Annotated in this window: 27 protein-coding genes and 1 tRNA gene; 10 read left to right on the top strand and 18 right to left on the bottom strand. The window is 41.3% G+C overall.

The features are described from left to right. Positions 1 to 58 precede the first annotated feature (58 nt). Both RMO68_RS06000 and RMO68_RS05995 read right to left on the bottom strand, forming a co-directional pair. Positions 59 to 134 (bottom strand) — tRNA-Ile (locus RMO68_RS06000). A gap of 35 nt (positions 135 to 169) precedes the next feature. Continuing rightward, positions 170 to 1,279, bottom strand: a complete 1,110-nt coding sequence (locus RMO68_RS05995) for an FtsW/RodA/SpoVE family cell cycle protein (protein ID WP_310439815.1) — start codon at positions 1,277 to 1,279, stop codon at positions 170 to 172. 178 nt (positions 1,280 to 1,457) lie between these two features. Between RMO68_RS05995 and RMO68_RS05990 the strand changes: the two genes are divergently transcribed. Genes RMO68_RS05990 through RMO68_RS05965 form a run of 6 tightly spaced genes read left to right on the top strand, consistent with a single transcriptional unit; the run spans position 1,458 to position 7,496 of the window. After that, complete coding sequence (locus RMO68_RS05990) at positions 1,458 to 2,435, top strand: RluA family pseudouridine synthase (protein ID WP_310439814.1); 978 nt, start codon at positions 1,458 to 1,460, stop codon at positions 2,433 to 2,435. Then, positions 2,380 to 3,639 carry a hypothetical protein gene (locus tag RMO68_RS05985; RefSeq protein ID WP_310439813.1) on the top strand — a complete coding sequence of 420 codons (1,260 nt, stop codon included), beginning with the start codon at positions 2,380 to 2,382 and terminating at the stop codon, positions 3,637 to 3,639. The genes RMO68_RS05990 and RMO68_RS05985 overlap by 56 nt, the downstream gene beginning before the upstream one ends. A gap of 3 nt (positions 3,640 to 3,642) precedes the next feature. Further along, positions 3,643 to 4,818, top strand: a complete 1,176-nt coding sequence (trmB, locus tag RMO68_RS05980; protein WP_310439812.1) for a tRNA (guanosine(46)-N7)-methyltransferase TrmB — start codon at positions 3,643 to 3,645, stop codon at positions 4,816 to 4,818. Beyond that, on the top strand, positions 4,811 to 5,482 hold the full coding sequence (locus tag RMO68_RS05975) for an ABC transporter ATP-binding protein (RefSeq protein ID WP_310439811.1): 672 nt from the start codon (positions 4,811 to 4,813) through the stop codon (positions 5,480 to 5,482). Before trmB ends, RMO68_RS05975 begins: the two co-directional genes overlap by 8 nt. Then, positions 5,469 to 6,281 (top strand): cell division protein FtsX, encoded by an 813-nt coding sequence (locus tag RMO68_RS05970; protein ID WP_310439810.1) that lies wholly within the window; start codon positions 5,469 to 5,471, stop codon positions 6,279 to 6,281. Before RMO68_RS05975 ends, RMO68_RS05970 begins: the two co-directional genes overlap by 14 nt. Further along, positions 6,282 to 7,496 carry a murein hydrolase activator EnvC family protein gene (locus tag RMO68_RS05965; RefSeq protein ID WP_310439808.1) on the top strand — a complete coding sequence of 405 codons (1,215 nt, stop codon included), beginning with the start codon at positions 6,282 to 6,284 and terminating at the stop codon, positions 7,494 to 7,496. Positions 7,497 to 7,506: 10 nt separating this feature from the next. Here the strand turns inward: RMO68_RS05965 and flgH are convergent, their stop codons facing one another. Further along, a complete protein-coding gene (gene flgH, locus RMO68_RS05960) occupies positions 7,507 to 8,223 on the bottom strand; it encodes a flagellar basal body L-ring protein FlgH (RefSeq protein WP_310439807.1) in 717 nt (238 codons plus the stop codon). A gap of 57 nt (positions 8,224 to 8,280) precedes the next feature. On the opposite strand from flgH, the gene RMO68_RS05955 reads away from it, so the two are divergent. Further along, positions 8,281 to 8,724, top strand: coding sequence for a GatB/YqeY domain-containing protein (locus tag RMO68_RS05955; protein ID WP_310439805.1), 444 nt, complete (start codon positions 8,281 to 8,283; stop codon positions 8,722 to 8,724). Between the two features lie 21 nt (positions 8,725 to 8,745). Beyond that, the gene (locus RMO68_RS05950) at positions 8,746 to 10,035 is read left to right on the top strand and encodes a sensor domain-containing diguanylate cyclase (protein ID WP_310439804.1); all 1,290 of its coding nucleotides are present in this window, start codon (positions 8,746 to 8,748) and stop codon (positions 10,033 to 10,035) included. Between the two features lie 2 nt (positions 10,036 to 10,037). On the opposite strand, the gene RMO68_RS05945 is transcribed toward RMO68_RS05950, so the two are convergent. The 10 genes from RMO68_RS05945 to RMO68_RS05900 all read right to left on the bottom strand — a co-directional run bounded on the left by RMO68_RS05945 (position 10,038) and on the right by RMO68_RS05900 (position 19,649). Continuing rightward, positions 10,038 to 12,059 carry a diguanylate cyclase gene (locus RMO68_RS05945; protein WP_310439803.1) on the bottom strand — a complete coding sequence of 674 codons (2,022 nt, stop codon included), beginning with the start codon at positions 12,057 to 12,059 and terminating at the stop codon, positions 10,038 to 10,040. Between the two features lie 85 nt (positions 12,060 to 12,144). Then, on the bottom strand, positions 12,145 to 12,930 hold the full coding sequence (trpC, locus tag RMO68_RS05940) for an indole-3-glycerol phosphate synthase TrpC (protein ID WP_310439802.1): 786 nt from the start codon (positions 12,928 to 12,930) through the stop codon (positions 12,145 to 12,147). A gap of 4 nt (positions 12,931 to 12,934) precedes the next feature. Then, complete coding sequence (locus RMO68_RS05935; protein ID WP_310439801.1) at positions 12,935 to 14,188, bottom strand: hypothetical protein; 1,254 nt, start codon at positions 14,186 to 14,188, stop codon at positions 12,935 to 12,937. Continuing rightward, a complete protein-coding gene (locus RMO68_RS05930) occupies positions 14,181 to 14,561 on the bottom strand; it encodes a YkgJ family cysteine cluster protein (RefSeq protein ID WP_310439800.1) in 381 nt (126 codons plus the stop codon). Before RMO68_RS05930 ends, RMO68_RS05935 begins: the two co-directional genes overlap by 8 nt. Further along, positions 14,546 to 15,244: a tRNA1(Val) (adenine(37)-N6)-methyltransferase gene (locus RMO68_RS05925; protein ID WP_310439799.1), complete on the bottom strand. Its 699-nt coding sequence runs from the start codon at positions 15,242 to 15,244 to the stop codon at positions 14,546 to 14,548. The genes RMO68_RS05930 and RMO68_RS05925 overlap by 16 nt, the downstream gene beginning before the upstream one ends. Positions 15,245 to 15,434: 190 nt before the next feature. Beyond that, positions 15,435 to 17,339, bottom strand: a complete 1,905-nt coding sequence (locus tag RMO68_RS05920; RefSeq protein WP_310439798.1) for a DUF3732 domain-containing protein — start codon at positions 17,337 to 17,339, stop codon at positions 15,435 to 15,437. Further along, the gene (locus RMO68_RS05915) at positions 17,329 to 17,790 is read right to left on the bottom strand and encodes a three component ABC system middle component (RefSeq protein ID WP_310439797.1); all 462 of its coding nucleotides are present in this window, start codon (positions 17,788 to 17,790) and stop codon (positions 17,329 to 17,331) included. The genes RMO68_RS05920 and RMO68_RS05915 overlap by 11 nt, the downstream gene beginning before the upstream one ends. Continuing rightward, a complete protein-coding gene (locus RMO68_RS05910; RefSeq protein WP_310439796.1) occupies positions 17,787 to 18,950 on the bottom strand; it encodes a hypothetical protein in 1,164 nt (387 codons plus the stop codon). The genes RMO68_RS05915 and RMO68_RS05910 overlap by 4 nt, the downstream gene beginning before the upstream one ends. Further along, positions 18,943 to 19,065 (bottom strand): hypothetical protein, encoded by a 123-nt coding sequence (locus RMO68_RS05905; RefSeq protein ID WP_310439795.1) that lies wholly within the window; start codon positions 19,063 to 19,065, stop codon positions 18,943 to 18,945. Before RMO68_RS05905 ends, RMO68_RS05910 begins: the two co-directional genes overlap by 8 nt. Continuing rightward, the gene (locus RMO68_RS05900) at positions 19,062 to 19,649 is read right to left on the bottom strand and encodes a hypothetical protein (protein ID WP_310439794.1); all 588 of its coding nucleotides are present in this window, start codon (positions 19,647 to 19,649) and stop codon (positions 19,062 to 19,064) included. Before RMO68_RS05900 ends, RMO68_RS05905 begins: the two co-directional genes overlap by 4 nt. 225 nt (positions 19,650 to 19,874) lie before the next feature. Between RMO68_RS05900 and kdsB the strand changes: the two genes are divergently transcribed. Next, positions 19,875 to 20,594, top strand: coding sequence for a 3-deoxy-manno-octulosonate cytidylyltransferase (gene kdsB / locus RMO68_RS05895; RefSeq protein WP_310439793.1), 720 nt, complete (start codon positions 19,875 to 19,877; stop codon positions 20,592 to 20,594). Between the two features lie 68 nt (positions 20,595 to 20,662). Then, complete coding sequence (locus tag RMO68_RS05890) at positions 20,663 to 21,004, top strand: hypothetical protein (RefSeq protein WP_310439792.1); 342 nt, start codon at positions 20,663 to 20,665, stop codon at positions 21,002 to 21,004. Positions 21,005 to 21,016: 12 nt separating this feature from the next. Here the strand turns inward: RMO68_RS05890 and RMO68_RS05885 are convergent, their stop codons facing one another. The 5 genes from RMO68_RS05885 to RMO68_RS05865 are packed head-to-tail and all read right to left on the bottom strand — an operon-like array spanning position 21,017 to position 25,486. Then, positions 21,017 to 21,481: a hypothetical protein gene (locus RMO68_RS05885; protein WP_310439791.1), complete on the bottom strand. Its 465-nt coding sequence runs from the start codon at positions 21,479 to 21,481 to the stop codon at positions 21,017 to 21,019. A gap of 42 nt (positions 21,482 to 21,523) precedes the next feature. Continuing rightward, entirely contained in the window at positions 21,524 to 22,480 is a 957-nt protein-coding gene (locus RMO68_RS05880; RefSeq protein ID WP_310439790.1) for a M14 family metallopeptidase, read from the bottom strand. Further along, a complete protein-coding gene (locus tag RMO68_RS05875; protein ID WP_310439789.1) occupies positions 22,477 to 23,460 on the bottom strand; it encodes a M14 family metallopeptidase in 984 nt (327 codons plus the stop codon). Before RMO68_RS05875 ends, RMO68_RS05880 begins: the two co-directional genes overlap by 4 nt. Continuing rightward, complete coding sequence (locus tag RMO68_RS05870) at positions 23,427 to 24,125, bottom strand: alpha-E domain-containing protein (RefSeq protein ID WP_310439788.1); 699 nt, start codon at positions 24,123 to 24,125, stop codon at positions 23,427 to 23,429. The genes RMO68_RS05875 and RMO68_RS05870 overlap by 34 nt, the downstream gene beginning before the upstream one ends. Then, positions 24,122 to 25,486, bottom strand: coding sequence for a circularly permuted type 2 ATP-grasp protein (locus RMO68_RS05865; protein WP_310439787.1), 1,365 nt, complete (start codon positions 25,484 to 25,486; stop codon positions 24,122 to 24,124). Before RMO68_RS05865 ends, RMO68_RS05870 begins: the two co-directional genes overlap by 4 nt. Between the last annotated feature and the right edge of the window lie 110 nt (positions 25,487 to 25,596).

Below are 25,596 nucleotides of genomic sequence, written 5' to 3'. Positions count from 1 at the left end.
TTTAAAGTATTTGAATTTAGGTGTGGAATGTTTTAATGAGGAGATATTAGACATGATGTGGTGGGTCAAGCAGGATTTGAACCTGCGACAACCCCGTTATGAGCGGGGGGCTCTAACCACTGAACTATTGACCCGTTTTTGAAAGAGCGCAATTATAAACGCTCTTTGATTAGACGAAGCTTTTTTTACCCGTATCTCCGTAAAGATATCGGAATCGATAGGCGAGAAGATTTTCCAAAATCGCTAAAATGACCATAAAGTTCACAAAACTGCTCCCTCCGTAGCTAAACATCGGCAGAGGAACCCCGACTACGGGGGCAAACCCGATCGTCATGGCGATGTTAACCGCCATATAAATGAAAAAGAGGAGCGATAACCCCCCTGCGACTACTTTTATATAGTAGTCCTCCGTCCAAAAGGCGATCATAAGCAGATGGATAATCAGCGCGGCATAGAGGGTGATAAGCAAAAATGCCCCGAAAAATCCGAACCGCTCTACCACATAGGCGAAAATAAAGTCACTTGATGCGATGGGGAGAAACTTCATCTGCGTTTGGGTCGCATCATCTTTATCTTTACCGAAAAAGCCCCCCGATCCGACGGCGATAATCGACTGCTCGACGTGGTAACTCGGTTTTTCGCCGACGAAATCGTGCAAACGCTGTTTTTGGTAATCATGCAGCTGCATGTAAATCAGCGGTAAAGAGATAACAAAAGTGACCGCCAAACCGATCCATACTTTCCAATGCACTCCGACAATAAATAAGATTCCGAATCCCAACATTGCCAAAACGGTGGCCGTTCCCAAATCGGGTTCTTTGGCGATAAGAAAAAACGGCATAATGATGAAAAATGAGAGTTTCAAAAACTCTTTAAGCCGATATCCGTCTCGCGGCGGGGGGTTACGGTTGATCAGATACGCAAGCATCAGAACAAATGCAGGCTTGAGAAGCTCAGAGGGTTGAAGGGTAAAATGGACAAACGGTATCTCAATCCACCGTTTTGCCCCCAGACGGCTATGCCCGACAAACTCGACCGCGATAAGAAGTAAGATACTTGTCCAATACGCAATCGGAATCATCCACAATAACCGACGGATGGGGAGGAGAAAAAGGGTAATAAATACCCCTAGCCCGATAGAAACATATACCATATGCTTTTGACCGAGGGTAGGATGGATCTCATAAATGAGCCAACCTGAAGTAAATATGAGCGGAATCAATAAGATAACCGTTATGAAATCAAAGTGTGCTAAAATTCGGCGATCAATATTAAGCACTACGATCCTTATTTTTTTGCTAATTGTAGCATAGCGGGCTTATATATATTTTTTTGAACGCAAATGGAATAAAATCCCTTTTGTTACGCTTGCCGCTATGGCACTGAAACTTGTCTCATTATGAGGCAGATTTTACAATGTCTTATCTTGAAAAAACGATACCAAAAGGCACCCTATTTTGACACAAGAAGAATCTTCATTCACGACTGACGAAGCCGTTCGTTTAGACGTTTTTTTAACGCAACAGCTGGCTCAGACCCGTAATCAGATCACTCAGCTTATCGAGCAGAACTGCGTTAGCGTGGACGCTAAAGCCACCGCTAAGTCGGGACTCAAACTCAAACCCAATCAAAAAGTCACCATCCGCTTCCCCGAACAAAAATCAACCCCCGCTCAAGAGATTGACTTCGATGTCGAAGTTTTATTTGAAGACGATGATATTCTCGTTATCAACAAACCCAGCTCCCTCACCGTCCACCCCGCACCCAGCGTCAAAGAGGCGACTCTCGTCGATTGGCTCAAACACAAAGGGATCGCCCTCTCAACCCTCAGCGGCGAAGAGCGTCACGGAATCGTCCACCGACTCGACCGCGGAACCAGCGGTGCGATGGTAATCGCCAAAAATAACGAAGCCCACGAAGCGCTCTCCTTACAACTCCAAGACAAGAGTATGGGGCGTTTTTATCTCGCCGTCATTACACCGCCGATGAAAGAGGAGATCACCGTGATCGACCGTCCTATCGGACGAAGCGCCCACAATCGTCTCAAAATGGCTATCAGCGAGAGCGGCAAAAGTGCCAAAACCGCCTTTGCCAAACTCCTCATGAGCCATGATGAAACCGAAGAGCTGATCGCGTGCAAACTTTTCACCGGACGGACCCATCAAATACGGGTTCATCTCGAATCGATCAGCCGCCATATCATCGGCGATCATCTCTACGGAACCTCCGCAAAAAGCGATAAAATGGAACGTATCTTGCTTCATGCCTATAACCTCTATTTTACCCATCCGACCACTAAAATAAGGGTCAATTTCACCGCCCCTTTAGGTTCCGTGGTAGAAAATTATTTAGAAAAACATTTTGATTCAAAGGAATTGCATGAACTCATCGATCCGTTACGCATTGAGCGCCTCTTTAGCTCTGAGTCTCTTTAGTTTTACCGGTTGTGTCCCTCAGCCTGTAGCCCCTAAAGCCGTTACGATTGACTCGACACTTCCGACTCCGTCCATGAACGGATTTATTGCCGATATCACCTCTATCGCTTTCGAGTGGAAGCCGGTTGAAGACCCTAGAGTGAGCGGCTATTACGTCTATCGTAACACTCCCGGTGCCGAAGATCAAAAGCTCCAGCGAATCGCAACCATCGATAGCCGTTTTGCAACCCATTATGTAGACAGCGACCTCAAACCCGCAAGTGAATACCAATACCGTTTTTCCGCTATTACCAAAGAGGGGAGCGAATCGGTTGCCAGTGAAACCATGCTCGTTGCCACACAACCGATGATCGCGCCGGTAAGCTTTTTCCAAGCGGTCGGCAATATGCCACGCAGTGCCAAACTCCTTTGGCGTCCGCATCCAAACGGTAAAATCAACAGCTACATTCTTGAGCGTCAAGATGCAACCGATTCAAAATGGGTCGCTATCGCAACGATTACGGGACGTTTAAACGCTGAATTTATTGACCGCGAGCTCAAAGACGGCCAAGTGTATCACTACCGCATTAAAGCCGTAACGTTCGATAAACTGGTAACAGAACCGAGTGAAGCGAGCAAGGTGATCACCAAACCTCTTCCTCCCGAAATCCGTAACATCACCTCGACCAACGATCTTCCGCGTGCCATTAAGTTAGGCTGGGAGCCGAGCAGTATCCCTGATCTAAGCCACTACAATATCTATCGCTCCGCTACGCCTAACGGTTCATTCGAGTATCACGTCAAACTCGAATCGACCAGTTTTACCGATACGATTACCGAAGACGGAAAATTTTATTTTTATAAAATAACCGCTGTGGATAAAGACGGATTAGAGAGTCTTCTCTCTTCGGTAGCGACCCAAGGCTCCACCCTCTCCAAACCGCAAACACCGATTGCCTATGAGGGGAAAATCGTGAACAAAGCGACGGAGTTACAATGGAAAAATACCGATCCGCGCACCGTTTCTTTTACCGTAATCAAAACCACTAAGACCAGTTGGATTAGCCGTGAAAGTATCGATATCAATAACATCATAGAACCGAGTTTCCGTGATACCGATATCCGAGCCGATGTCAGTTATCTTTATGAAATCATGAGCGTCGATAAAAACGGTATCCGATCTCTCCCGACCCAAGCTATCGAACTTAGATATGAGGCAAAATAGAGAATGCCGCATTTAAACCTCGAATCATTTCATCCCCTCACCTTTCCCGCTCATTGCGGTGAGGTAGAGTTTCTTTTTCAAGCGAATTACAAAAATCGCGACGAAGGGGCCCTGATCGCTACCCGATACAAAGGGAAAGAATTCTTCTTGGTTTACAAAAATAACGGCATCAAAAAACTCCTCAAAAGTGATAAAGTCACCCGCCCTTCCCCTAATTTCTTACTCAAACACGCACTGCTCGCCTATGCGAAGTGTTCAGGTTCCCCTGTTCTCGATTCCAATGTCGACAATGCCCCTGAAAACGCCCATCTCAAAACGCATGATGCCCTTAAATCAATCCAATTTTTCGCCGACAACTTCCCCAAAGAGCGTGAAGTAAGGATTGAGGTCGGATTCGGTTCGGCACGCCATCTCCTCCACCAAGCCCTCGCCAATCCGGATGTCTTGTTTATCGGGCTTGAAATCCATAAACCCTCAATCGAACAGGCACTTAAACAAATCGTTATCCAAAACATCACGAACCTCATGATCCTTGATTACGATGCGCGCCTCTTTTTGGAATTTGTCCCCTCCAATATCGTCGGTAAAATTTACGTCCATTTTCCGGTACCGTGGGATAAAAAACCTCACCGCCGTGTTATCTCCGAAGCCTTTTTAAAAGAATCGGAGCGGGTATTGCGTGTCGGCGGAACCTTGGAACTTCGCACCGACAGTGAAAACTACTACCGTTTCGCGTTGGAGACATTCAGTTCCCCGCGTCAAAGCCGTTTTGATGTTCGCAAAAACCAAGAAATCGCCATCGTCAGCAAATACGAAGACCGTTGGAAAAAGCAAGAGAAAAATATCTATGATGTCACCTTTACCTGTGACGTAGAGAGTCCCGAACCGGATATGGTAGGCGATTTTACCTTCTCCGAGGGGAATATCGACGCCGCTGTGGTAAATCGTCTCTCTAAAGAGACCTATAAACGCGAATGGGGATTTATACACGTAGAACGTACCTTTAGCGTCGGCGATAACGGAAGCATGATACGTATTGCTATGGGAAGTTTTGACCGTCCTGAGAGCACCTATGTTCTTATAGAAAACGGTACAGCACGCTATTACCCTTCCCTACCCGTTCGCTCTTCTGCGAATCTCAATGCCCACATCTTACTAGACGAGTTGATACATGGATAAAGTTATTATTGCAGAAAACCTTTCACTCTCCTATAAAGAGTTCGAAACCATCATCAGCAAAGCCAGTTTTGCTATCGACGCAGGAAGCTTTGTGTTTATTACCGGTGCCAGCGGAAGCGGTAAATCTACCTTGCTTAAATCGTTCTACGGAGCGATTGAACCTCGAGCGGGTCAGCTTATGGTCGGTGGAGTCAAAATGAGTCGTATCAGTACTTCCAAACTCAATTTCCTCCGCCGCCATATCGGTATCGTTTTCCAAGATTACAAACTGATCAAAGAGTGGACGATCGAAAAAAACGTTATGCTCCCTCTTATTATTTCAGGCTATACCAAAGATATCAGCAGTTCACAGGTACAAAAACTGCTCGGTCACGTCAAACTCATACATCAATCGGGTAAATTTCCGCTGGAACTCAGCGGCGGGGAGCAGCAACGTGTCGCTATGGCGCGAGCGCTTGCCCACAACCCTATTTTGATTTTAGCGGACGAGCCGACCGGAAATTTGGATGAATACTCATCGCAGGTGATTTGGAACCTATTAGAGGGTGCAAATACCCAGCTTAAGACGACAGTCGTCGTTGTAACCCATAATATCCCTTCCAGCATTACCGTCCCTTATAAACATTACCATATCGAGATGGGGAATATTCATGAAATCGCTTAAAAACCATATTTCACTCATCATTGCACTTTTTACCGTTTTGTTTTCGGTACAAATCTATGTCGCCGTTGATCGTACGATTGAAGCGTATGAAAATCGTCTCAAAAATGATTACTCTATTATTGTCGTTTCTAATAAAACGCTCAGCGGGGCTGAATTTAAAGCGATGGATTCGATCATCGAGCGAAGTGAGAGCATTGCTACCGATCAAGTACTCAAACGGTTGGAAGGGGAGATGAGCAAAAAAAATCTCGATCTTCTCAAACTGACATTGCCGAAGTTTTATCGTATCTATCTCAGCCGTTTTCCGACCCCTCAAGAGATTTCAAAACTTCAAAAACGGCTCCAAAAACACTCTGCGGTTGAGCGGGTTGAAGGGTATGCGCAAAGCCATGATACGGTTTATAAATTGATGCTTTTGTTTAAAGATGTTGTCCAAATTTTCTCGATTGCGATTGCGGCGGTCACTTCACTTCTCATCCTTAAAGAGATGCGATTGTGGCAATTCCAACATGCGGAACGGATGTCGATTATGGCGTTATTCGGTGCTCCCGTATGGCTTCGTTCGGCGGTACTCTTCCGTCTGGCAATCGTCGATGCCATCATTGCGACAATCGTGCTGTGCCTTGCCTTCTTTGTTATCGAACAATACGGATGGATGGATCTGCTCTTGCGCACCGTCGGCATCAGTATCGAACTTTTTGATTTTGTTAATGACGCTGTCCGATCCCTTCTCATTGCACTGGGGGTATCTATCGTCCTTACTTTGATGATTGTCATCGGAAATGAAGAAGAGGAATAAATGCGCACCCCTTTCTCGCTGATTCTCGTCACTTTATTGTCGATATCGCTCCCTGCGGCAAAAATTGATGATAAGATTCAAAATACCTCGAAACAATTGAACCAAACCAAACAGACCTATTCAACTTTAAATGCAAAACTCGAAGCAACCGCCTCTAAAATTATCCAACAACGTCAGATCGTCGGAACCCAGCAGCAGCATCTCAACACACTCGTACAAGAGCTTAAATCGAAAGAAAACACCTATCTCTCCAACAAAACGACGTTACGAGGACTCGAAACACAGCAATCAATGTTGATTAAAACTCAAAATGATATTGAACAACGTCTTGTTTTTGCAATCGCGCGCAATACTTCCATCTCATTACTCATCAATGACGACCGTGCGAAAGAAGCCGATGCTATCATTACCGAAGAGGCATTGAAACTTCATCTCAAGCAAATTCAACAAGAGATTAAAGAACTTAACTTCGTTTTTGCCGAAAATGCCGAAAAAATCTCCGGCCTTTCGTCACAAACTACGATACTGAAAAAATCGATTGCCGTGATTGATGAGCAAAAAAACAAAGTGCTAGAGACCAAAAAAGAGAATGAAAAAGCGATAGCGCTTCTCGAAAAAGAGAAAAATCAGTATAAAAAATCGTTAGACAAAATCCTGAATCAGCAACGCTCACTCCAAAACACCCTTGCCAACCTCAATATTATCAAACGTGAATCTCTAAAACCTAAAAAAGCTCCGCCATCTTTGGTAGCCCAAAAACCGGGTTCCAAACCGGTACCTGAAGATGTTAAACGTGCCGTTGCCCAATACAGCCCCTCTAATGTTGCGGGGTATTCGGGGGAACGTACCATTGCACCGCTTGATGGCTACGTCGTAACCAAGCGCTTTGGCCCGTATACTGATCCGATTTACGGCATCAAAATCTTTAATGACTCCGTCTCACTCCGTCCAACCGAAGCCGATGCCAAAGTCAAATCGGTACTCAACGGCAAAGTTATCCTTGCCAAACCGACTGCAATGCTTGAAAACGTTGTTATTATCGAGCACGATAACGGATTGCACACGATTTATGCCCATTTGGACAAAATTGCCCCTACGGTCGAAGTGGGAAAACGTCTTAAACAAGGTTCGATTATTGGGCGCGTAGGAAAAGAGTTGATGTTTCAGGTAACGCAGCGTAATGCACACATCGATCCGATGCAAATGATCCGCTAAGGATCATTCCTTAAAACGGCCAGACGGCTCCCACCATTTTACTTGCCCACCCTTGGTTGATAGAGCGGTCAATATCTCCTTCATTCGCATAAAGAATTTTAGCGTCAGAAATTTTAGCCGAGTTGATTTGGTTATTTTGATCGATATCATACGGTCGTATGACTCCGCTAAGTTGCATAATCTGCTTTTGTTCGTCTACCATTATCTCACGACGTCCCGTGATAAAGTAATTACCGTTTGACATCACTTTTACGATTCTTGCGGATACGGTCGTCGTAAAAGAGGCATTTTTACTGGAGGATCCCGATCCGGAATAATCCGATGACGATCCGGCACTAAACCCGACATTCGTTAAGCCGTTTAGTTTTCCGATTGCAGAATTTACGGCTGAATTTTGTCCTGCCGAACTGAAGAGCCCTCCGTTGAGACCCATAGTATCTTCTTCCGTCAATGCTTTATTCGCTTGATTCGAGCTTCTCGCCTGTTCAGAGATTACGACGGTGACAATGTCATTAACATGCATCGCTTTATGGTCGGAGAAAAGGGGACTGTCCCCTTGCCCAAAAAGACTACCCCGTGCAACGAAGCTGTTTTCTTCTTCACGGGATGGCATCTCTTCGACATATTTCGGCGGGGTAAACGTAATTTCAGGCTCAGTTAAATGGGCAGTACAACCGCTTAGTAACAAGGATGCTGAGAGTATCGAAAAATAAAGTGGTATGCGCATTATCCCATCCGAGTCATATTTAGCTATAATAAGCAAATATAGTTCCAAGGGATAGTTATGAGTTTAAAAGAACAAATCAATAATGATATTAAAACGGCAATGAAAGAGAAAAACGCTCCCCTGCGGGATGCACTGCGCCTTTTAAGCAGTGCGATGAAACAGATTGAAGTGGATGAGCGCAAAGAACTCAGCGATGAAGATATCATCAAAATCATCCAAAAACAAGTTAAACAACGTCAAGACGCAATGAGCCAATACCGTGATGCGGGACGTGAAGATTTGTATGAAAAAGAGGCTTCCGAAGCGGCTATTTTTGAACTCTATCTCCCGAAACAACTGAGTGATGAAGCACTAGAGAATGCTCTATGCACTATCATCGCAGAAACCGGCGCAGAATCGATGAAAGATATCGGACGTGTCATGGGTGCGGCGTCTAAAGCACTCGGTGCGACGGCTGATGGCAAACGTATCAATGAGTGCGCCAAAAAACTATTAAGCTAAATTACAAAAAAAAGGGGTCTGATGCTTCAATGGAAAAGTTATCTGCCGATTATACGCTTAACCTTAGAGCGTTTTACCCAAGATGTACAAAGCAGTGAATGCTTTGCCCACTACGATTCATCGTACGGACAAGTAATCAACGAGCAAAAAGAGCGGCTCCTCGTCGTATTTGACTCCTTTGATACCCAAGATGAAGCCGAAACCATTGAAGACTACCTCGATTTTTGTATTCACAATGATCTCCCCTATCTTTTCGTTCATAGTGAACTCTCAAGTGTTGCACGTGAAATTTTGGGCCTTTTGGCATCGGAAGAAAAGTGCTCTTCCATCGCCCAAGCTAATACCCAATTTACCCGTTTAGAATCCCGTATCGCAGAAGAGTATTACCATCAATTTTTACGTAAATTGGCAACCAAACATCATGTACGCCTCTCCCATCTCTCCCACCTGATTGAAAAACATCTGATGATCCATTATCAGCACCATCTAGAATGGATGCTCTTGCTCATCGCAGAGTTACAAGGAACCGCACGGGAAGGGAGCCATTGTGAACTCGACCATACCCAATGCTCTTTTGGGCAATGGCTACACAACCCATCCATCCCTTATCTCTCCAATACAAGTCATTTCAGCGATATTCAACGTCTTCATATCACCTTACATGAGTTGGCTTTCAATATTTTTTCACAACACAACTCCAAGCAACTCGATCATAAAAATATGATTCAGATGTTACAGCATCTGGATTACACTTCTTTAGAAATCGGTAATGAAATCGCGATTATCAATGATATGCTGATCATCGGAGAATATACGAAAGATCCGCTAACCGGACTTCTTGGACGGCGTCTGTTTGAAAAAATCGTCATGGGACAAATTGAGATCGCAAAAGCGACCGAAAGCGAATGCTCCATCATTATGTGTGATTTGGATCATTTTAAAGAGGTTAATGACCGTTTCGGCCATCTTGCCGGAGATGAAGTCATCAAAAGCTTTGCGGTGAGTTTACAGACAACTCTGCGGAAATCAGATTTTATTTTCCGATTCGGCGGAGAAGAGTTTTTAATCCTCCTCCCCTCTACGAACTATAAAGAAGCCCACCTTTTGGCTGAAAAAATATGTCGGCGAAGTGATGAAGCAAAACTCGAATACGAAGGAGCTCTTCTCACCTATACCGTCAGTATCGGTGTCTGTGAAATCGATACCCACGATCTCGCTTTCGTGACCAAAGATACCATTCAAAAATACATTCAAATGGTTGATTCCAAGCTCTATCTTGCTAAGCAAAACGGTCGAAATCGGGTCGAATAGCGTTATACCAGCTGATGAGGCTGACCGTAATGGAACCCTTGCGCATAATCGACGCCGATCTCTTTTAGGATGTCGAGAGTCTCTTTATCCTCTACATACTCCGCAATGGTTCTTTTGCCGAATTCTTTCGCGATCTGATGGATATGTTTCACAAAAATACGGTCTTTCTCATTGACCACAATATTTTTGACAAATTCACCGTCGATCTTCACATAATCGGTATCGAAATATTTTAGATAGACAAACGAAGAGAACCCTGAACCGAAATCATCAAGGGCAAACGTAATCCCTACTTTCTTCATCTCTTCAATAATATCCATCAATCCGTTCACATTGTGGATTGCTTCACGCTCTAAAATTTCGATGGTGACACCCGTGTTTTCAATCCCCTGAGGGTATCGTTCATAATGGGCTTTAATGACATCAACATAATCACCACCGAAAAGACTTTTGGTTGAAAGGTTAAAGAAAAAACGTTTATCCCACATCCCTTTCTCTTCACGTGCCAATAGCCCTTTTGTCAAAATAATCTGATCGATTTTCGGTGCGAATCCGAGGCTCTCCGCAACTTCGATAAACTGTCCCGCCGCCATATATCGCTGACCGTCACGAATACGCGCCAATACTTCGTATCCAAAAATATCTCCGCTTTTGACATCATAAATCGGCTGTACAAAAGGTTCCACTCTATCTTCATCAATCGCACGACGTAAGAACTCCCCTTTTTTCTGAATTTCGCTTGCCATCTCCTGATCACTCTGATCGGCGCGGGCAATCGTATTTTTCCCCGCACGTTTGGCCTTGTACATGGCCAAATCCGATCCGGTCAGCAATGTTTCGATATTCTCACCCTGTTCGGGATACTCGGCAATTCCGAAACTTGCGGTCAAAGAGACTTGATCGAACATCAATGAGATCGGTGTTACTTCAAGGGAAGAGCGGAGTTTTTCTACAACAGCATATCCGCTCTCATACGATGTTTCCGGCAAAATAACGGCAAATTCATCCCCTCCGATACGGGCTAAAACATCGGCATTTCGGAGATTCGATCCAAAAATATTGGTCACCTCTTTGAGTACCAAATCTCCCGATGCGTGTCCGTAGGTGTCATTAATGTATTTGAAATTATCCAAATCGATCATCAAAACGGTAAATTTATGACGGTGACGCACGGAACGCTTAACCTCATACGTTAAAAACTCTTCAAATTTTCGGCGGTTATACAGTCCGGTCAGATAATCGCGATCGGAAAGTTCTTGAAGCTTTTCATAGTAATCTTGGATCGAGTCCAACATTTTATTGAAATAATTTTCAATATTTTTCACTTCTAAAATTTTTGTTTTGAGGCTGATACGTTTCGCCATATCGTTATTACTGATAATATCTTGGATCATTACAATAAATTGCTTGATAGGCTGAACCAAAAGGGCGTTAAGTTTGTAGTACAAAATAGCAAAAATAATAATGGTAAAACTGACAAAAAAGATAATAAAGGAGTTGATCATCGTGGTCAGTGAAATTTTCAGATTGGCAACCGGAAATCGAACGTCAATAACGCCGTTGATATCTCCTACTTTTGCATTGGTGTGACAACTGAGACACTCTTTTTTAACCTCAATCGGGTAGAGATAACGGATTTCATCATCGCCCGCTAAAATCTCTTCACCCTTCATGGCACTGGCTACCATCGGGTCATGTTCACGGATATTTTTATCATTCTCGCGGTCACCGAAGAGTTCCGCAACGATCGGACTGCGATACGCATTGATACGCATATTCGGCTCTACATCGTTGAGCCGAACAATGATCGAGTCCAGTTCTTCTTTACTCCACCCTTTTTCCATAGCCGAATAAAGCGCTTCAAACGCCAATCGGCTGGTTTTTCGGGCATCGACACGGGCAAGATCGTCAATCGCCCGTTTTTTAATAAAAATACCGTATACAAAAGCGATTGCTAAACTGGCCAGCAGAGAGATTATAACGGTCTTAGCGATTAGACGCTTGTATGTAGTATAAGAATTCATAATAAAATTTACCTGATAATTAAAATTTTATTATTATATCACTAGATTTATAAAATCAATAGGTAACAACTATTTTTAGCTGCTTTTACCCGTTTTTCAATTGTTTCAATGCTGTTTCGACATCATCCTGACGCATCAAAGACTCACCGACTAAAAAGGCATCGACCCCCGCTTTATTCAAATCTTCCAATTGACCGTGTTCATAAATACCGCTTTCGGCAACAATGATTTTTCCGTTTGGAATAAGGGGAATGAGATCGTAGCTGAGATTCATATTCATCTCAAAGCTCTGGAGGTTGCGATGGTTAATCCCGATAATATCGGCACCTGCATAAATCGCTTTGGTGAGTTCGCTTTTGTCATGAATTTCAACAAGCGCTTCCATTCCCAAATGGCGCGTATAATTCAAAAGTTCTTTGAGTTCGTCCCTGCTCAGTGCCGCCGCGATAAGGAGGACGAAATCGGCTCCGTAGACGAGTGCTTCGAGAAGCTGATATTTGGAGATGATGAAATCTTTGCGCAGAAGCGGAATACTCGTGTAGCGGCGAATCTCCGCGAGATAATCGAGATTGCCTTGGAAAAAATGGGGTTCCGTAAGGATAGAGATCGCATTAGCACCGCCCCGTTCATACGCTTGCGCAATCGCGACGGGATCGAAGTCCTCACGAATCACTCCGCGTGAGGGAGACGCTTTTTTTACTTCGGAGATAATGCGGTAGGGCTCCTCGGGAGTCGAGGTGAGATACGGACGGACGTCACGGGGAGCACGAGAATTGAACGCAAGTGAGCGGCCAAGCCACTCCATACTAAATTTGGCTTCCCGCTCTTTTAAATCTTCTTTGGTTTTTGCGATAATCTCATCTAATATCATTAACTTATTTCTCCTTGGTTTTACACTTTTCTATGGCTTTAAGGTGTTCTCTCACCTCTTCTTCGTCACTGCCGATCATCGATTCGACCTGTTTGATCAAACGGAGTGCTTCGATACACTCCCCCAGTTTATAATGTCCCCATGCAAGCGAATCGATATAAAACGGAGAATCCGGTTGTTTTTCCAGTGCACGACGGACATAGCCCATCCCTTCGGAAACATTGACATCATGATCGATCATCAGGTAACCCAAATAATTGAGATACAGAGGCTCTTCTAAATCGCTATTGGCCCTTTTGAGCCCTTCAATCACTTCGGCGATCAATACGGGATCGCTTCGGTTGGTTGCACCTTCGTATCTAAAAACGGAGCTTTGTGCCAGATAAATAGGGTTGTTTTGACTTTCATAGAGTGTTTGTGCAAGGGCTGAAGCCTTATCAAACGCTTTGACTCTCACATACAAATCGAGTAAAAGGGGATCATTTAAATGGGATTTTTCAAGTAAACCCGTCATTTTTGAAAAATCTTTCTCATAAAGATATATTTTAAGCGCCTCTTCGGCAGATGCCGGATCTTTGAAAGCATCATACGTCTCTTCATACATGAGAGCGGCTTTACCCAGCTCGCCGTTGTCTGCGTATAAACTTCCCAGACGTTTACCGAGGATTTGACTGTTCCCCTGCGTTCCGATATGCTCTTTCAAAAACGTAATCGCTTCAGCCTTTTTCCCCAACTGGGTATATTGAATCAAGGCTATTCTCTCTGCCGTCGATTCATCATAATTCAAATCATACGATTTTTTCAATGCCGCCGTTGCCCCTGAAAAATCACCGAGCTTTAAACGTGTTTCCGCATACAAAAGATAATCAGGAGATTTTTTACCCTTTTCGCTCAATACTAAAGCTTTTTGCGACGCTTCTGCAAATTTCCCCTCTTTAAGCAAAACAATCACTTCAAACCGTTTTAACACTTCATCTTCAGGGAGAACTTTAAGCGATTCAAAGGTTAATTTTGAGAGTGTTTTCAAATCGTTAGATTGTTCCAACATACGCAAAGACTGGTAAAGATACTCTTTTTTTGAGGTCTGTTTGTAAAGTTCGGCAAAAAATACTGAGGATTGATGGTATTTTTGACGCATTTGGGCATCAAGCGCATACAGAGTGTAAGTATCTTCTAACACTTTTGTGTTGTACGCCACAGCAGGTGCGGCATGAGCGATAGAGATAGCCAATAACGCGGCAGAGAGATATTTAATCATGAATTATTCCCGGACATTCTAGCTTAAGCTCATCGATACGGTGACGAAAGTAATCCCAAAAAGGGAAGGTTCGACATTGCAACGGTCTAGCTTGATAAATAGTACACCCATTTAGTGAACGGTCAAAAAACACACAATCATAAGAGTCTTTTACCATCTTCTCTTTGAGTGAAAATCGAAACCCCTCTTTGCGCAAAAATGTACGACGAAACTCCCCCTCATCGATCTCCAGCAGTTTTGCGATTGCCGCTATCTCCGTAACAGAGACAAAAATATTGCCGCTCTCACCGGTACAGCAGTTTCCGCCGCATGCGGCGCAAGCAGAGGGATCGAATGCGTACGTGAAACCTTCTTGTGTCATATAATCGGACATTTGATACTGTGTGCCTTTGCTTTATCGTAAATTGCCTGCACGGCGACGGTATATCCGCCCTCTTCTTCCGTGATAAGCGGAGGTAACACGGTGAGAGCCGATTTACTGTTTTTTTTAACATGGATCATGACCAGCGTACTGGGACGATCTGCTTTAGAATGGACGAATTGTACCTCAACGACTCTTAATCCTCTACTCTCAAAAGCACTGCAAAGCTCTGCAAACTGGCGTGCATCGTAACAAATCGCCGCTTCGCCGGAGGATTTTAGAAGTTTCGATATTTTAGTGACAAACGGAACGATCGGGAGATGGACGTTGTAGCGGGCTTGGTGGAGAATCGGGTTCTCAGAGCGTGATGATCCCTCATGATAAAAAGGGGGATTGGAGACAATCCAATCATAGCTTCCGTGAGCACCGAGTTCTAAGAAATCTCCCTCATGGAGGGTATAGCCGATCCCGTTTATCTGTGCGTTACGACGGGCAAATTCGGCGTATAACGGCTGTTTTTCTACAGCCTCCAGCGTAACCTCCGAAAAATCGCGCCCGATCAAAAGCCCCACGATTCCGCTCCCCGCACCAACATCGAGCATTTTTCCCTTCGGGGTAAAACGGGAGATGAACCCGTACAGCAGTATCGAATCGCTGTTGTAACAATAGCCTCCGTCGGGTTGATAAAGGAGCATTTAGATACCTTTTTTAGTTATATATAGATTTTGCTGTTTTTTCGACACGTTTTTATAATATGTCGAAATTATTCACTTTTTTCGGTATATTTTCTCCGTTCGCCCTGAGCTTGTCGAAGGATTCACACTGATCGATTTTTGAATACTTTGATGATTTCTCTCTCTACTACTAAGATTTATTATCCCCATTTTATCCCTTAATCAATCCTAATTTTTTGTCTTTTTCCCATCGTGGCTCTACTAAATATTTTTGATACCATTCTTCTCCACTATAAAAATGGTCAACTATAATAATTTGGATTTTACTAAACATTGAAGTTTTATTTGCATCTTCAATAAATTTAATTATAGATTTATACATATCTTCAACTTTCTTAATATCGCCCGTTCCATTTTTAAAATCTTCTTCTTTAGGAAAATAAACTTGACTTGGTTGATCTAAAAATATTAAAGATGGTAATATTGATTGATTATGTTCCAATATATATTTATGAAGCCCTAAGAATACAGATAAATGAAATGACAAATGATTTTCGGCACTACCAATATCTGATAAGTAAAAAATATTATTGGTAGTTTGTTGATAAGCAGTTACATCTTTTATATCAAATTTTAAATTTGGCTCACCAAAATCTCTATCAAAAGGCAATGTTTTTAGCATTTCTGTGGAGTAATTTCCTATATATAATTCTGCTTCTTGTTTTTTCTTTTTTATATCTATTTTAATCAGTTCTTTTTCTAATATTTCTAATTCTTGTTGTAAAGCTTCTATTTGAGAATCATTCGATGATTTCTCTTCATACTCAATTATTGTTTGAATATTTTTTTTAATCATTCCTTTTATTTCATAAAGCAATTGTTCCTTTTTTCTAATTGTTATTGCTTCTTTAGAATCATGCTTTAATTCATTAAGTTCTTTGTTTAGAGCATCTAATGATACTTTTTCAGTATCTAATTTTTCTTTTATATCTTGTTTTTTTTCTTCTAAGATATCCCGATTCACATTGTGTAAAAAAGTCTTTTCACTTAATATTTTTTGTTTTGCTATTTCAAAAACTTCTATCTCTTTTTCAATCTCTGAATTACAAGTAGGACAATGTTTTGAATAATGTATATCTTGCTTAACTTGTAATTTTAAATTAGCAGTATCTATATGCTGAATTTGATTTTTTATATTTGAGTATTCAATTTTTAAATTTTCAACCAATCTGCTTTGCTGATTAGTTTTGTTTTCGAGTTTTTCTATATTTTTTCCTATATCGCTATCTATGTTATATTCTAGTTTTAAATTATTCAGATTCTCTTGATTGAGTAAATATTCCTTATCTAATGTTTCAACATCTATATTTTGATTTAAATGAGTAAACAATCTATGGTAACTACTTTTTAAATTAAAGTATTCTTTTTTTAGTTCATCTTCATACAGACTTTTACTGTTTTCAATTTTTTTTAATTCTTTTATAATTTCATTTTTTCTATTGATCTTATTGTAAATATTGAAATCAACTAAACCTAAAAATAATTCAAAATCTCTTTTAATTCCTTTTGATTTAATTCCTGACATTTGATAGAATAAATGACTTTGATTTTTAATCGTATCTTGCACTTGCAGCATAAAAGGTGGCATATTCCTTACGGTAGGTCTAACCATTTCCTTACCATTAAGTCTCGTTTTTGGAGGGAATGAAGAAAAATATTTAGGAATTTCTAATTCTATAAAATCATCTTTTGTAAAGTATTCTGATTGATTGTCATTAAAAAATGACATATCTATATCATATAAAGAAAAGTTATATTCAACTTTTTTTAAAAATATATATTTTTCACCTTTTAACTTTGTAGCATTAAATTTATTTCTAGCTATTAAAATATTATGAGTATCAATAGTTACATTGATTGAAAAAATATCTGGTTCATTTGCTATTTTAGCCCCAGGAATATTTTTACTTGAACCTAAACAATAGTTAATTATCGCTCCAATTGAACTTTTCCCAGTGTTTGACTCACCACTAATAAAATTTATTTCATCATTAAACTTTACAATGTCCTTCTTACCTTGTTGAAACAACCCAATTTCATTTATTCTAAATAACATTTATATCCACCTCAAAAAAATTATATAAACTTGCTGTTGATTTTGTTGAAAAAACTTTTCCCATATTAAAAATAATTTTAATATCACTTGTGAATTTTGTATTCATTGTAATATCCAACTTATCATCCATTACTATTAATTCTTTCTCTAAAGCGTATAAAATACCTTGCTTTATATGCCTGATACTCTTTTCATATTGAAAATTAAAATTTGAAAATATCTCTGGATTCCGTTCTACATCTCTTTGAAATGAATTTATTTGATTAAATACTATTCTTTCAAATTGTTTTTGTGCAGGGCTATAGCTATAAAAGGGAATGATAATGAATAAATCAAAATAATTGAGCTTTCTTATTTTTGAATTTTCAAAACCTTTAACAATATTCAAAACTAATTGGCTAATATTTTCAGGAGCTATTGAGTTATAATAAATTGCTTTAGCTAAATTCATCTTTCATCCTCTGGTTTTAATGACCAACATACTTTTTTCGGTTCATCTTCGTCATCTGCTAAAAAATGTAGATAACCTTTTTGGAAAAAAGTTGTTTGATCATCAAATTCTTCAGGCATAAACGGAATCTTTGTTGAACCCATGATTTTAAAATAGCTATCTTGTGATTTTTCAATATCTGTCAAATTTCTTTTATATCTACATTCGGTTTTTGTATCATTGACAAGCTTCACTAAGCTTTCATCATAATTTTCCAATCTTTCATCATATTCTAATGAAGAGCTTAAAGTCATTCTTTCTGCAACTTCAATAATTGTTTTTGCATAATTATCTATTGCTGATTGAAAGACATCTTCTTTGAACTCAATATTTTCAAGCTTTTTTATGAATTGTTTATTTTTATAACTTGTAATATTTGTATCTATATTTTGTGTATTTACACTGCTATTGGTTCTTAAAATTTTATCTTGAACTAGTCCAGTTGACTCAACAAGTTTTTGATCAAATTCACTTTTTGTAATTTCCCATTTGTCTTTATTTTCTAAGCCTCTCCCAATTAAACCATATAATTCATCAACTACTTTGTCTTTTTTTTCTTCACTATTTCCAAACAATCTAAAATGGGATGTTTGCTTTATTTCATTTTTGATTTCTAATATGTCACACAAAGAATATTGAATATCAAATTTTGCTAATATTACTTTTAATTCATCAATATTTTTATTGATTTTAAAAAAATACTTACTAATATTGACATAATAAGTTCCATCATTTTTAGTTTGATTTTCTTGTATAGTTTTATATTTTTTATTTGAATCAAATTCATTCCAATGTTCAAGTGGATTACCTGAAGATATGGTAGAAGTTGTCATTAAAATCAACTTAGTTTTTTCATTAAAAAGAGTTCTTATGTCAAACCAATTTGATAAAGTTTTTAAAAACTCTTCTTCATAAACATTTAATTCATTTTTATTTGTATGGTGTTTAACTTCAATGTTGTAGATTTGCTTTCCCGTATTATCAATTAAAGCAATATCGCCATATTTTTCAATTTTACATTTAACCCAATCATTATTTTCCAATAAAAGCTTTATGGCTACATAATAATGAAATATATCTCCCATTTTTTGAGATAAAGCATTTTGTTTTATTTTACCCATAATCACTCCTCATCAACCCCAACTCCCAAACATCCCTCTCTATCTCCGCCCTCAACTCTTCTTCCGTCGGCAAATAGAGCTGATATTTCGACACAAACAGGTTTAATAGACTCATGAATTCAACCTTTTTACAAACTCATAAACATCATTATTTAAAAAATAAAGCACTTCATCTATATCATTTTGAATTGTGTTAAATTCTTCTTTGTTTATTACTTTCTCAAAATGAAAAATTCTGTTTCTAAATTTTCGGATATGGTTCAGTTGCGCCGAAATAATTTTTCTATCGATAAACTTAACCTCTTGTTTTGGAAGATTTGAAAAAATCCCTTTGAGTGTTTGTAAACGCATCGTTTTATCGTATGGTTTTTGAAAAAGAGAAGTCCAAAAGCCTAACGTTAATTCAGCCGTAAGTTTAGCATGAGTGATATTTTCACGTCTTTCTGATAGCTTCGCTTTTGCATGAAAAATCTTTTCAAGAGCATCTCTCTGTAAAAATTGTGCTTCATTAAGAAGCCAATTATGACCGTATAGATTTACAAAATAGCTATCAATTGCATTTCTCAAAGATACTTCTAAAATCGATAGTGGAATATAAAATTGTTTTGATAAAATCAGATTTTCTTGATATTCATCAAATGAACTGTATTTATTAAAACGTGCATCTGATATGTATTTTTTAATAGCTATTTCAGTCATTTGAATCTTTCCCTAAAAAATGTTATAATCTTCTTTGAAATTCCCTTGTAAGTCTGCATACTTGAGATGCAGCCAAGGGTATTGAAACTTACTTACTAATTCTTTCAATCTCATCAATATAACTACAATACAGTTGTCATTTTAACCAAAAAAACTCAAACCACCCAATCTTTCACCCTTTGGGATATAATTCAACAATTATATCACTTCATATCAGGTTTAACTATGATTATCATCCCTGCCCGTCTCGCCTCCACCCGCTTTCCCGAAAAAGTTTTAGCCGACATCGGCGGTCTACCGATGGTGATTCGTACCGCCAAACGGGTCGCCTCCATCGACCGTGTCGTGGTTGCGTGTGACGATGAAAAAATCCTCGATATCTGCGCCGCTCACGGTGTCGAAGCACGTCTCACCTCGACCACCCATAAAAGCGGAACCGACCGTATCAATGAGTGCGCCCAGATCATCGATGTACCCGATGATGAGCTCATCATCAACGTCCAAGCGGACGAACCGTTTATCGAAACCGAAGTACTCGAACTCCTGATCGAACGGCTCAACGCCCTCAAAGCGCAAAACACACCGTTTATCATGGGGAGCTGTTACAACGCGATCAATACCGAATCGGCGCAAGACCCTAATTTGGTAAAAGTCATTACCGACGTCGATCATAACGCCATCTATTTCTCCCGCTCTCCTATCCCGTTTAACCGAAGCGGAGAAGCGAACTATTTCGGACATATCGGGATTTACGGATTTACGAAAAAATCGCTCCACGATTTCTGCGCCCTCGGCGAAGCACCGCTGGAGGACATCGAAAAACTCGAACAGCTCCGCGCCCTCTACCACGGCAAAAAAATCTCGATGGTCAAAGTGGCAAGTGCGGGATTCGGGATCGATACGGTGGAAGATTTAGAGCGGGCCAAAAAGATTTTCGGGGTTTAATAAGCTTTTGCTACGCTCTTGCTATACTTAAGGCGTACAATAGTTTCACGGATAAACAAGGAGAAAACATGTCACTCATAGAAACTTTTACTGATTACGTTCTCAACCGCAAAAATCTAAAAGAGTATGTAGAGATTCGTAAAACGATCAACGAACGAGGCGAGTTCAATGATACTAAGCTGATTCAGGCCGAAGAAAATCTCCAACGGCTTAAAGCGGAAGAACCTGCCATTTATGAGGGGATGTACGAAACTCTCGCTAAAATTTACGCACGCAATGCAGGTCTCTCAATCGAGTACCCTATCGATTTTATACGCCAAATTCTTAAAATGTATAAAAACTCTCTCACCCCTCAACAGGTGTATGAAGAGTATCAACGGATGTTACACCATTACCACCACGACGTTTAAAAAGAGAAAAGATTAATATTTTTGAGCTTTTGATTTAGCTTTTTCGGCTTTATCAAGCTCCCCCGCATTCTTATAAATAACAGACGCTCTCAAAAGATAATCGGGATCCTCATCCACTTCACTATCAAGTAGTATAACCGCAGTATCAAACTCTTTATTTTTTGCAAAACACTCTGCGATCACAATGGCGTGTGCCTGTTTGGCGTGAGAGCCGAGGCTGTAATACAATCCTCTCTTCACGATAATATCGCGCGTCTCTTTGGCACGGGCGTATTCAGAAGCCGCTTGCGTACAATTTCCCTCATTCAGATAATTTTCAATGTTTTTGATTTCTGCATGGTATTGCTCTTGCATCTCTTCACTTTCTATTTTTTCCAGTTCTGAATAGACAAGTACCCCGATTAAAGCGATGAGAGTGACAACCCCTACAATGATTAAAGCCGGCGATTTAGATTTATTAGATTGATATTCTTCCATCTCTCTTCCCACCTTGTATAAATTAAAACTTTACCCTCTTCTTCATTTACTTTTTGTTATAGATTTTTTGTGCTCTACCGATGCGATCCGAAAAGCAATCGAATTTTGAAAAATAAGAGGATGAGCATACTGACACGTCAATACACCGTCAATCGGCGCAATAATTTTTTCCAACTTTTCCCCGCTGAGGGCATCTGTGATCCGTCCCAACGTATCCCCTTTGGATACCGTAGTACCGCAAGATACCAAGGAGTCGAAAATTCCGGCGCGTGAAGCTTTCAGCAGAGTAATACTTTCCGGTTCAATGATATTGCTGACAAACCCCTCAAATACTGCGGTATCCAAGATTTTACGTTTGACCATAAACCGCACCAGTGCTCCGTGAACCTCCTCACTGCTTATCGGGTCAATCGAGCCGTTTTTACCGAATACGACCGAAAGTGCTTTCGTCCCCCACAACTGCCAGTTGTACTGCAGCATTACCGTCTCTATAGGGCTGTAAGGACGAAAATGGATAAAACGCATCCCCAAATCACGTGCCGAATCGATATCTTCATAATCGCTTTTAATCAGTTTTACATACGGAAGGCACATCCCCTGATCGCGGCGGCCTTCCAAAATAATGCCGTAATTAAACCCTTGCAATGCCTCAAAAAGCTTTGCGGCAATCCGCTGTGTCGTCTCCCCTTGCGCATATCCCGGAAACATCATGTTGATATCCGTTTTATCGAGCGGCCAAAAGGTCTCTCCCATGTTCAGCGCATACGAGTTTATGGCAGGGATAACTAAAATTTTTCCGCTGATTTTTCCCTCTTCCTCTTTTTGGCGCAGATACTCGACAAGACGTGATGCCACATAAAGCTGGTTGATATGATCACCGCTCATCGCTCCGACGATTGCGACCGAAGGGCCTTTCGACTCTTCTCCGAATAAAAATCCTTCGACTTTCAGCGGAGCCCGATTAGGAGATTTAAAATTGAATATTTCGATACGCTTCATACATTCTCCCCAAAAATCCGACCGACTAATGAGCCTTCATACACGATGGGATAGGCTCTAAGGGTAAAGAGAATCCCTCCGATAGGGGCTATGACCTCATCGAGGGTTTGACCGCTCAGAGGATCAACAATAGCCCCTACAATAGATCCTTTTTCAATCATCTGGCAATGCTCGATCGCGGGGACGAATAATCCCGGACACGAAGCGTTGAGATACGCCACCTCGCCGACATGCGACTGTATAGGCATCCGGACATCAAGCGGTTCGATATCTAAAAATCCCTCACACGCCATCAAATTTAAAATACCCTCGAGCAGTTGATGTCCGTAGGCTTTGCCCAGTCTCATCCCCACTCCCATCTCGACGACAAGGGTTTTCGTCCCGAGGGTATTCATCGCATGGGCAAATGTCGATTCCAAAACGGTTACCGCATCGTGTACCCAGACAAAATCGATATTGAGCTTATTAGCTAAAGGAACCAGTATCTTCTCTTGAGATTTAGCGATCCGTACCTGCGGGATTTCGCGCAAAAATACATTGCTGGAGTGAATGTCGATAGCGATTTCAGACCCCCTCATCGCACTCACGACACCATCGGCTATTTGTGCGGGGAGAAAGTCGTTTTTGCTCCCGGGAAAAATACGATTCAAATCAACGTCATAGAAAGGGACCGAGCGGGTGATACTATCCAACCCGAGACTGTTAATCGCCGGATAGATATCAATCGTCGCTTTGATTTTATCCGCATGGGCGCGAAGCCACTCTCCAAGAAGAAAACAGACATATTGCCCTTCTAGCTCGTCTCCGTGGATTCCACTGACGATAGAGATACGTTTTGAGGTTTCACCCCCTGTTGGGGTATATCGGCAACGCTGTATCCGAAACTGTTCCCCTACGGGAAGATCGATCGAAAAGACCTCTTCTATGACACCCATATCACAGCCGCTCACGATTGGGATTGAGTCGATGCCGAAACACAAGCATCCGTTTGTATCACACGATCAACAACGCTGTTTAAGAAAATAAGAAACTTAGAAATATCCGAAGTGGTCACATTGATAGGGCGATAATTACGGTTCAACTGTCTCGCAATCGTATTGATTACATCGATATCGGCCGTAACCATCTCAATCTCTCCGTAAAGTCGCAAAATGAGATCAAAACGTTCAATCTGTTGCCCGAATCGGATCAGCTGATAGGCTCTTGTGCGATCAAGCTCAGAGGAGAATATCCCCAAAATCAAACTGCAGTTGTCGATAATCTCTTCAAGATTGCTCGGACTCACCGCACGTTCTCTCCCTAAAGCCAATTGATTATGAATTTTATTGAGGGTAGCAAATCCTCTCTCGTCGAGTAAGTGACGTGTCTCTATCGCATTTTCGCGTGCCCAGCTAATAATCTGCTCGATACTTCCGCCGTAGGTTCCGTATACCCCTTGTTTGAGAAAATCGAGGGCATTGTCGTATTCGATTTCGACCCCAAGCTTACGATAGAGTTTTTGCCCCTCCTCAAAATCACGATCGATCACATAATCATAACTGTTCACCAACTCTTTGAGCATCGTCTCTGCCCGCTGAACGTAACGCCCGAACCAATAAAGCCGCTGTGCGGTATTCACCGAAATTGCTATACCGTTGATTATCATAGTTCTACCACCCATGTATCTTTAAAGCCGCCCCCTTGAGACGAGTTGACGAGATAGTTCCCCTCTTCCATCGCGTAGCGGGTTAATCCCCCCATGCTGACGGTCACTTTTTCGCCATGAATAACATAAGCGCGTAAATCGGCTTTGCGAGGGAGAATTCCCCCCTCCATCATACACGGAAGATCGTAAAATTCGATCACCTCCTGCGCGATCCAACGGCGAGGTTCCGCTAAAATCATCTCAATAATCTCAGCGCGTTTTTCGCTCGTTAGACGATTTCCGAACAATACCCCATATCCCCCCGCTTCCGCGACGTCTTTAATGACAAGCTTATCAATGTTATCCAAAACGTATTTGCGATCTTTCTCATAATAGGGGAGATAGGTCGGTGCATTGGAGAGAATCGGCTCTTCATTCAGGTAATATTTAACCATCTGCGGGACAAAATAGTAAATCCCTTTGTCATCGGCAACACCGTTTCCAATGCTGTTCATGATAGCGACGTTTCCTGCACGGTAGGCCTTAGTGATCCCTTTTACCCCAATCAGGCTGTCAGGTTCAAACTCCTCGGGATCGAGAAAATCATCATCAAGACGCCGATAAATCGCTCCGACACGGAGACGTTCTCCATCATACGAGCATAAAAAGACTTCATCGTTTTCGACCACCAGATCTTCACCTGAAGCAAGCGTCGCACCGGTGATTTTGGCTAAATAACTGTGTTCGTAATAGGCCGAGTTATAGCGCCCCGGAGTGAGGACGACATTAAGTCCCCCCGTATTGACGTAATCCATCGCCGCGCGGAGTTCATCTCCGTAATGTTTTATTTTTGCTATTTTCATCGACTCAAAAAACTCAGGATACGTATGGCGAAAGGCACGACGAATCGTGAGTGGATAACTTACACCGCTGGGGACTCGGAGATTATCTTCGAGAATAACCCATTTTCCGCTCATCGCATCTTTAACGAGATCAATCCCGCTGATATGGGTACGCACCCCTTTAGGAGGATTTACCCCCATAAATTCAGGCAAAAAAGCTTTAGCGGAATCGACATACTCGCGCGGTACGACCCCGTCTTGGACGATTTTTTGATCGTTATAAATATCGTTTAAAAAAGCATTGAGTGCTTTAACACGCTGAATAATCCCCGCTTCCAATTCATCAAATTCGGCTTTTGGGATAATACGCGGAATCATATCAAAGGGGAAAGAACGTTCAATAAAATTTCCCTCTTTGAAGAGGTTAAAATTCACCGCATTGGCTTCTAAGAACTCTTTAAACTCCGACACTTTGGTCTGATCTACGCTATCGAAGATATCATAAAATTTTTGTAATTCGGGACAAACCGGCTCAAGCATCAACACCCCTTACATCATTAGGTCTATGTCTATCATATCCTAAAGTAATCTCAACGGTTGCTTAAAAAAAATACAATGATTCGAAAAAAAGGGAATTTATCCCTCTAAAA

It is taken from the genome of Sulfuricurvum sp., assembly GCF_031427015.1.
Classification (GTDB): domain Bacteria; phylum Campylobacterota; class Campylobacteria; order Campylobacterales; family Sulfurimonadaceae; genus Sulfuricurvum.
The sequence above is the reverse complement of the archived record's forward strand: the minus strand, read 5'-3'. Positions and strand labels throughout refer to the sequence as shown.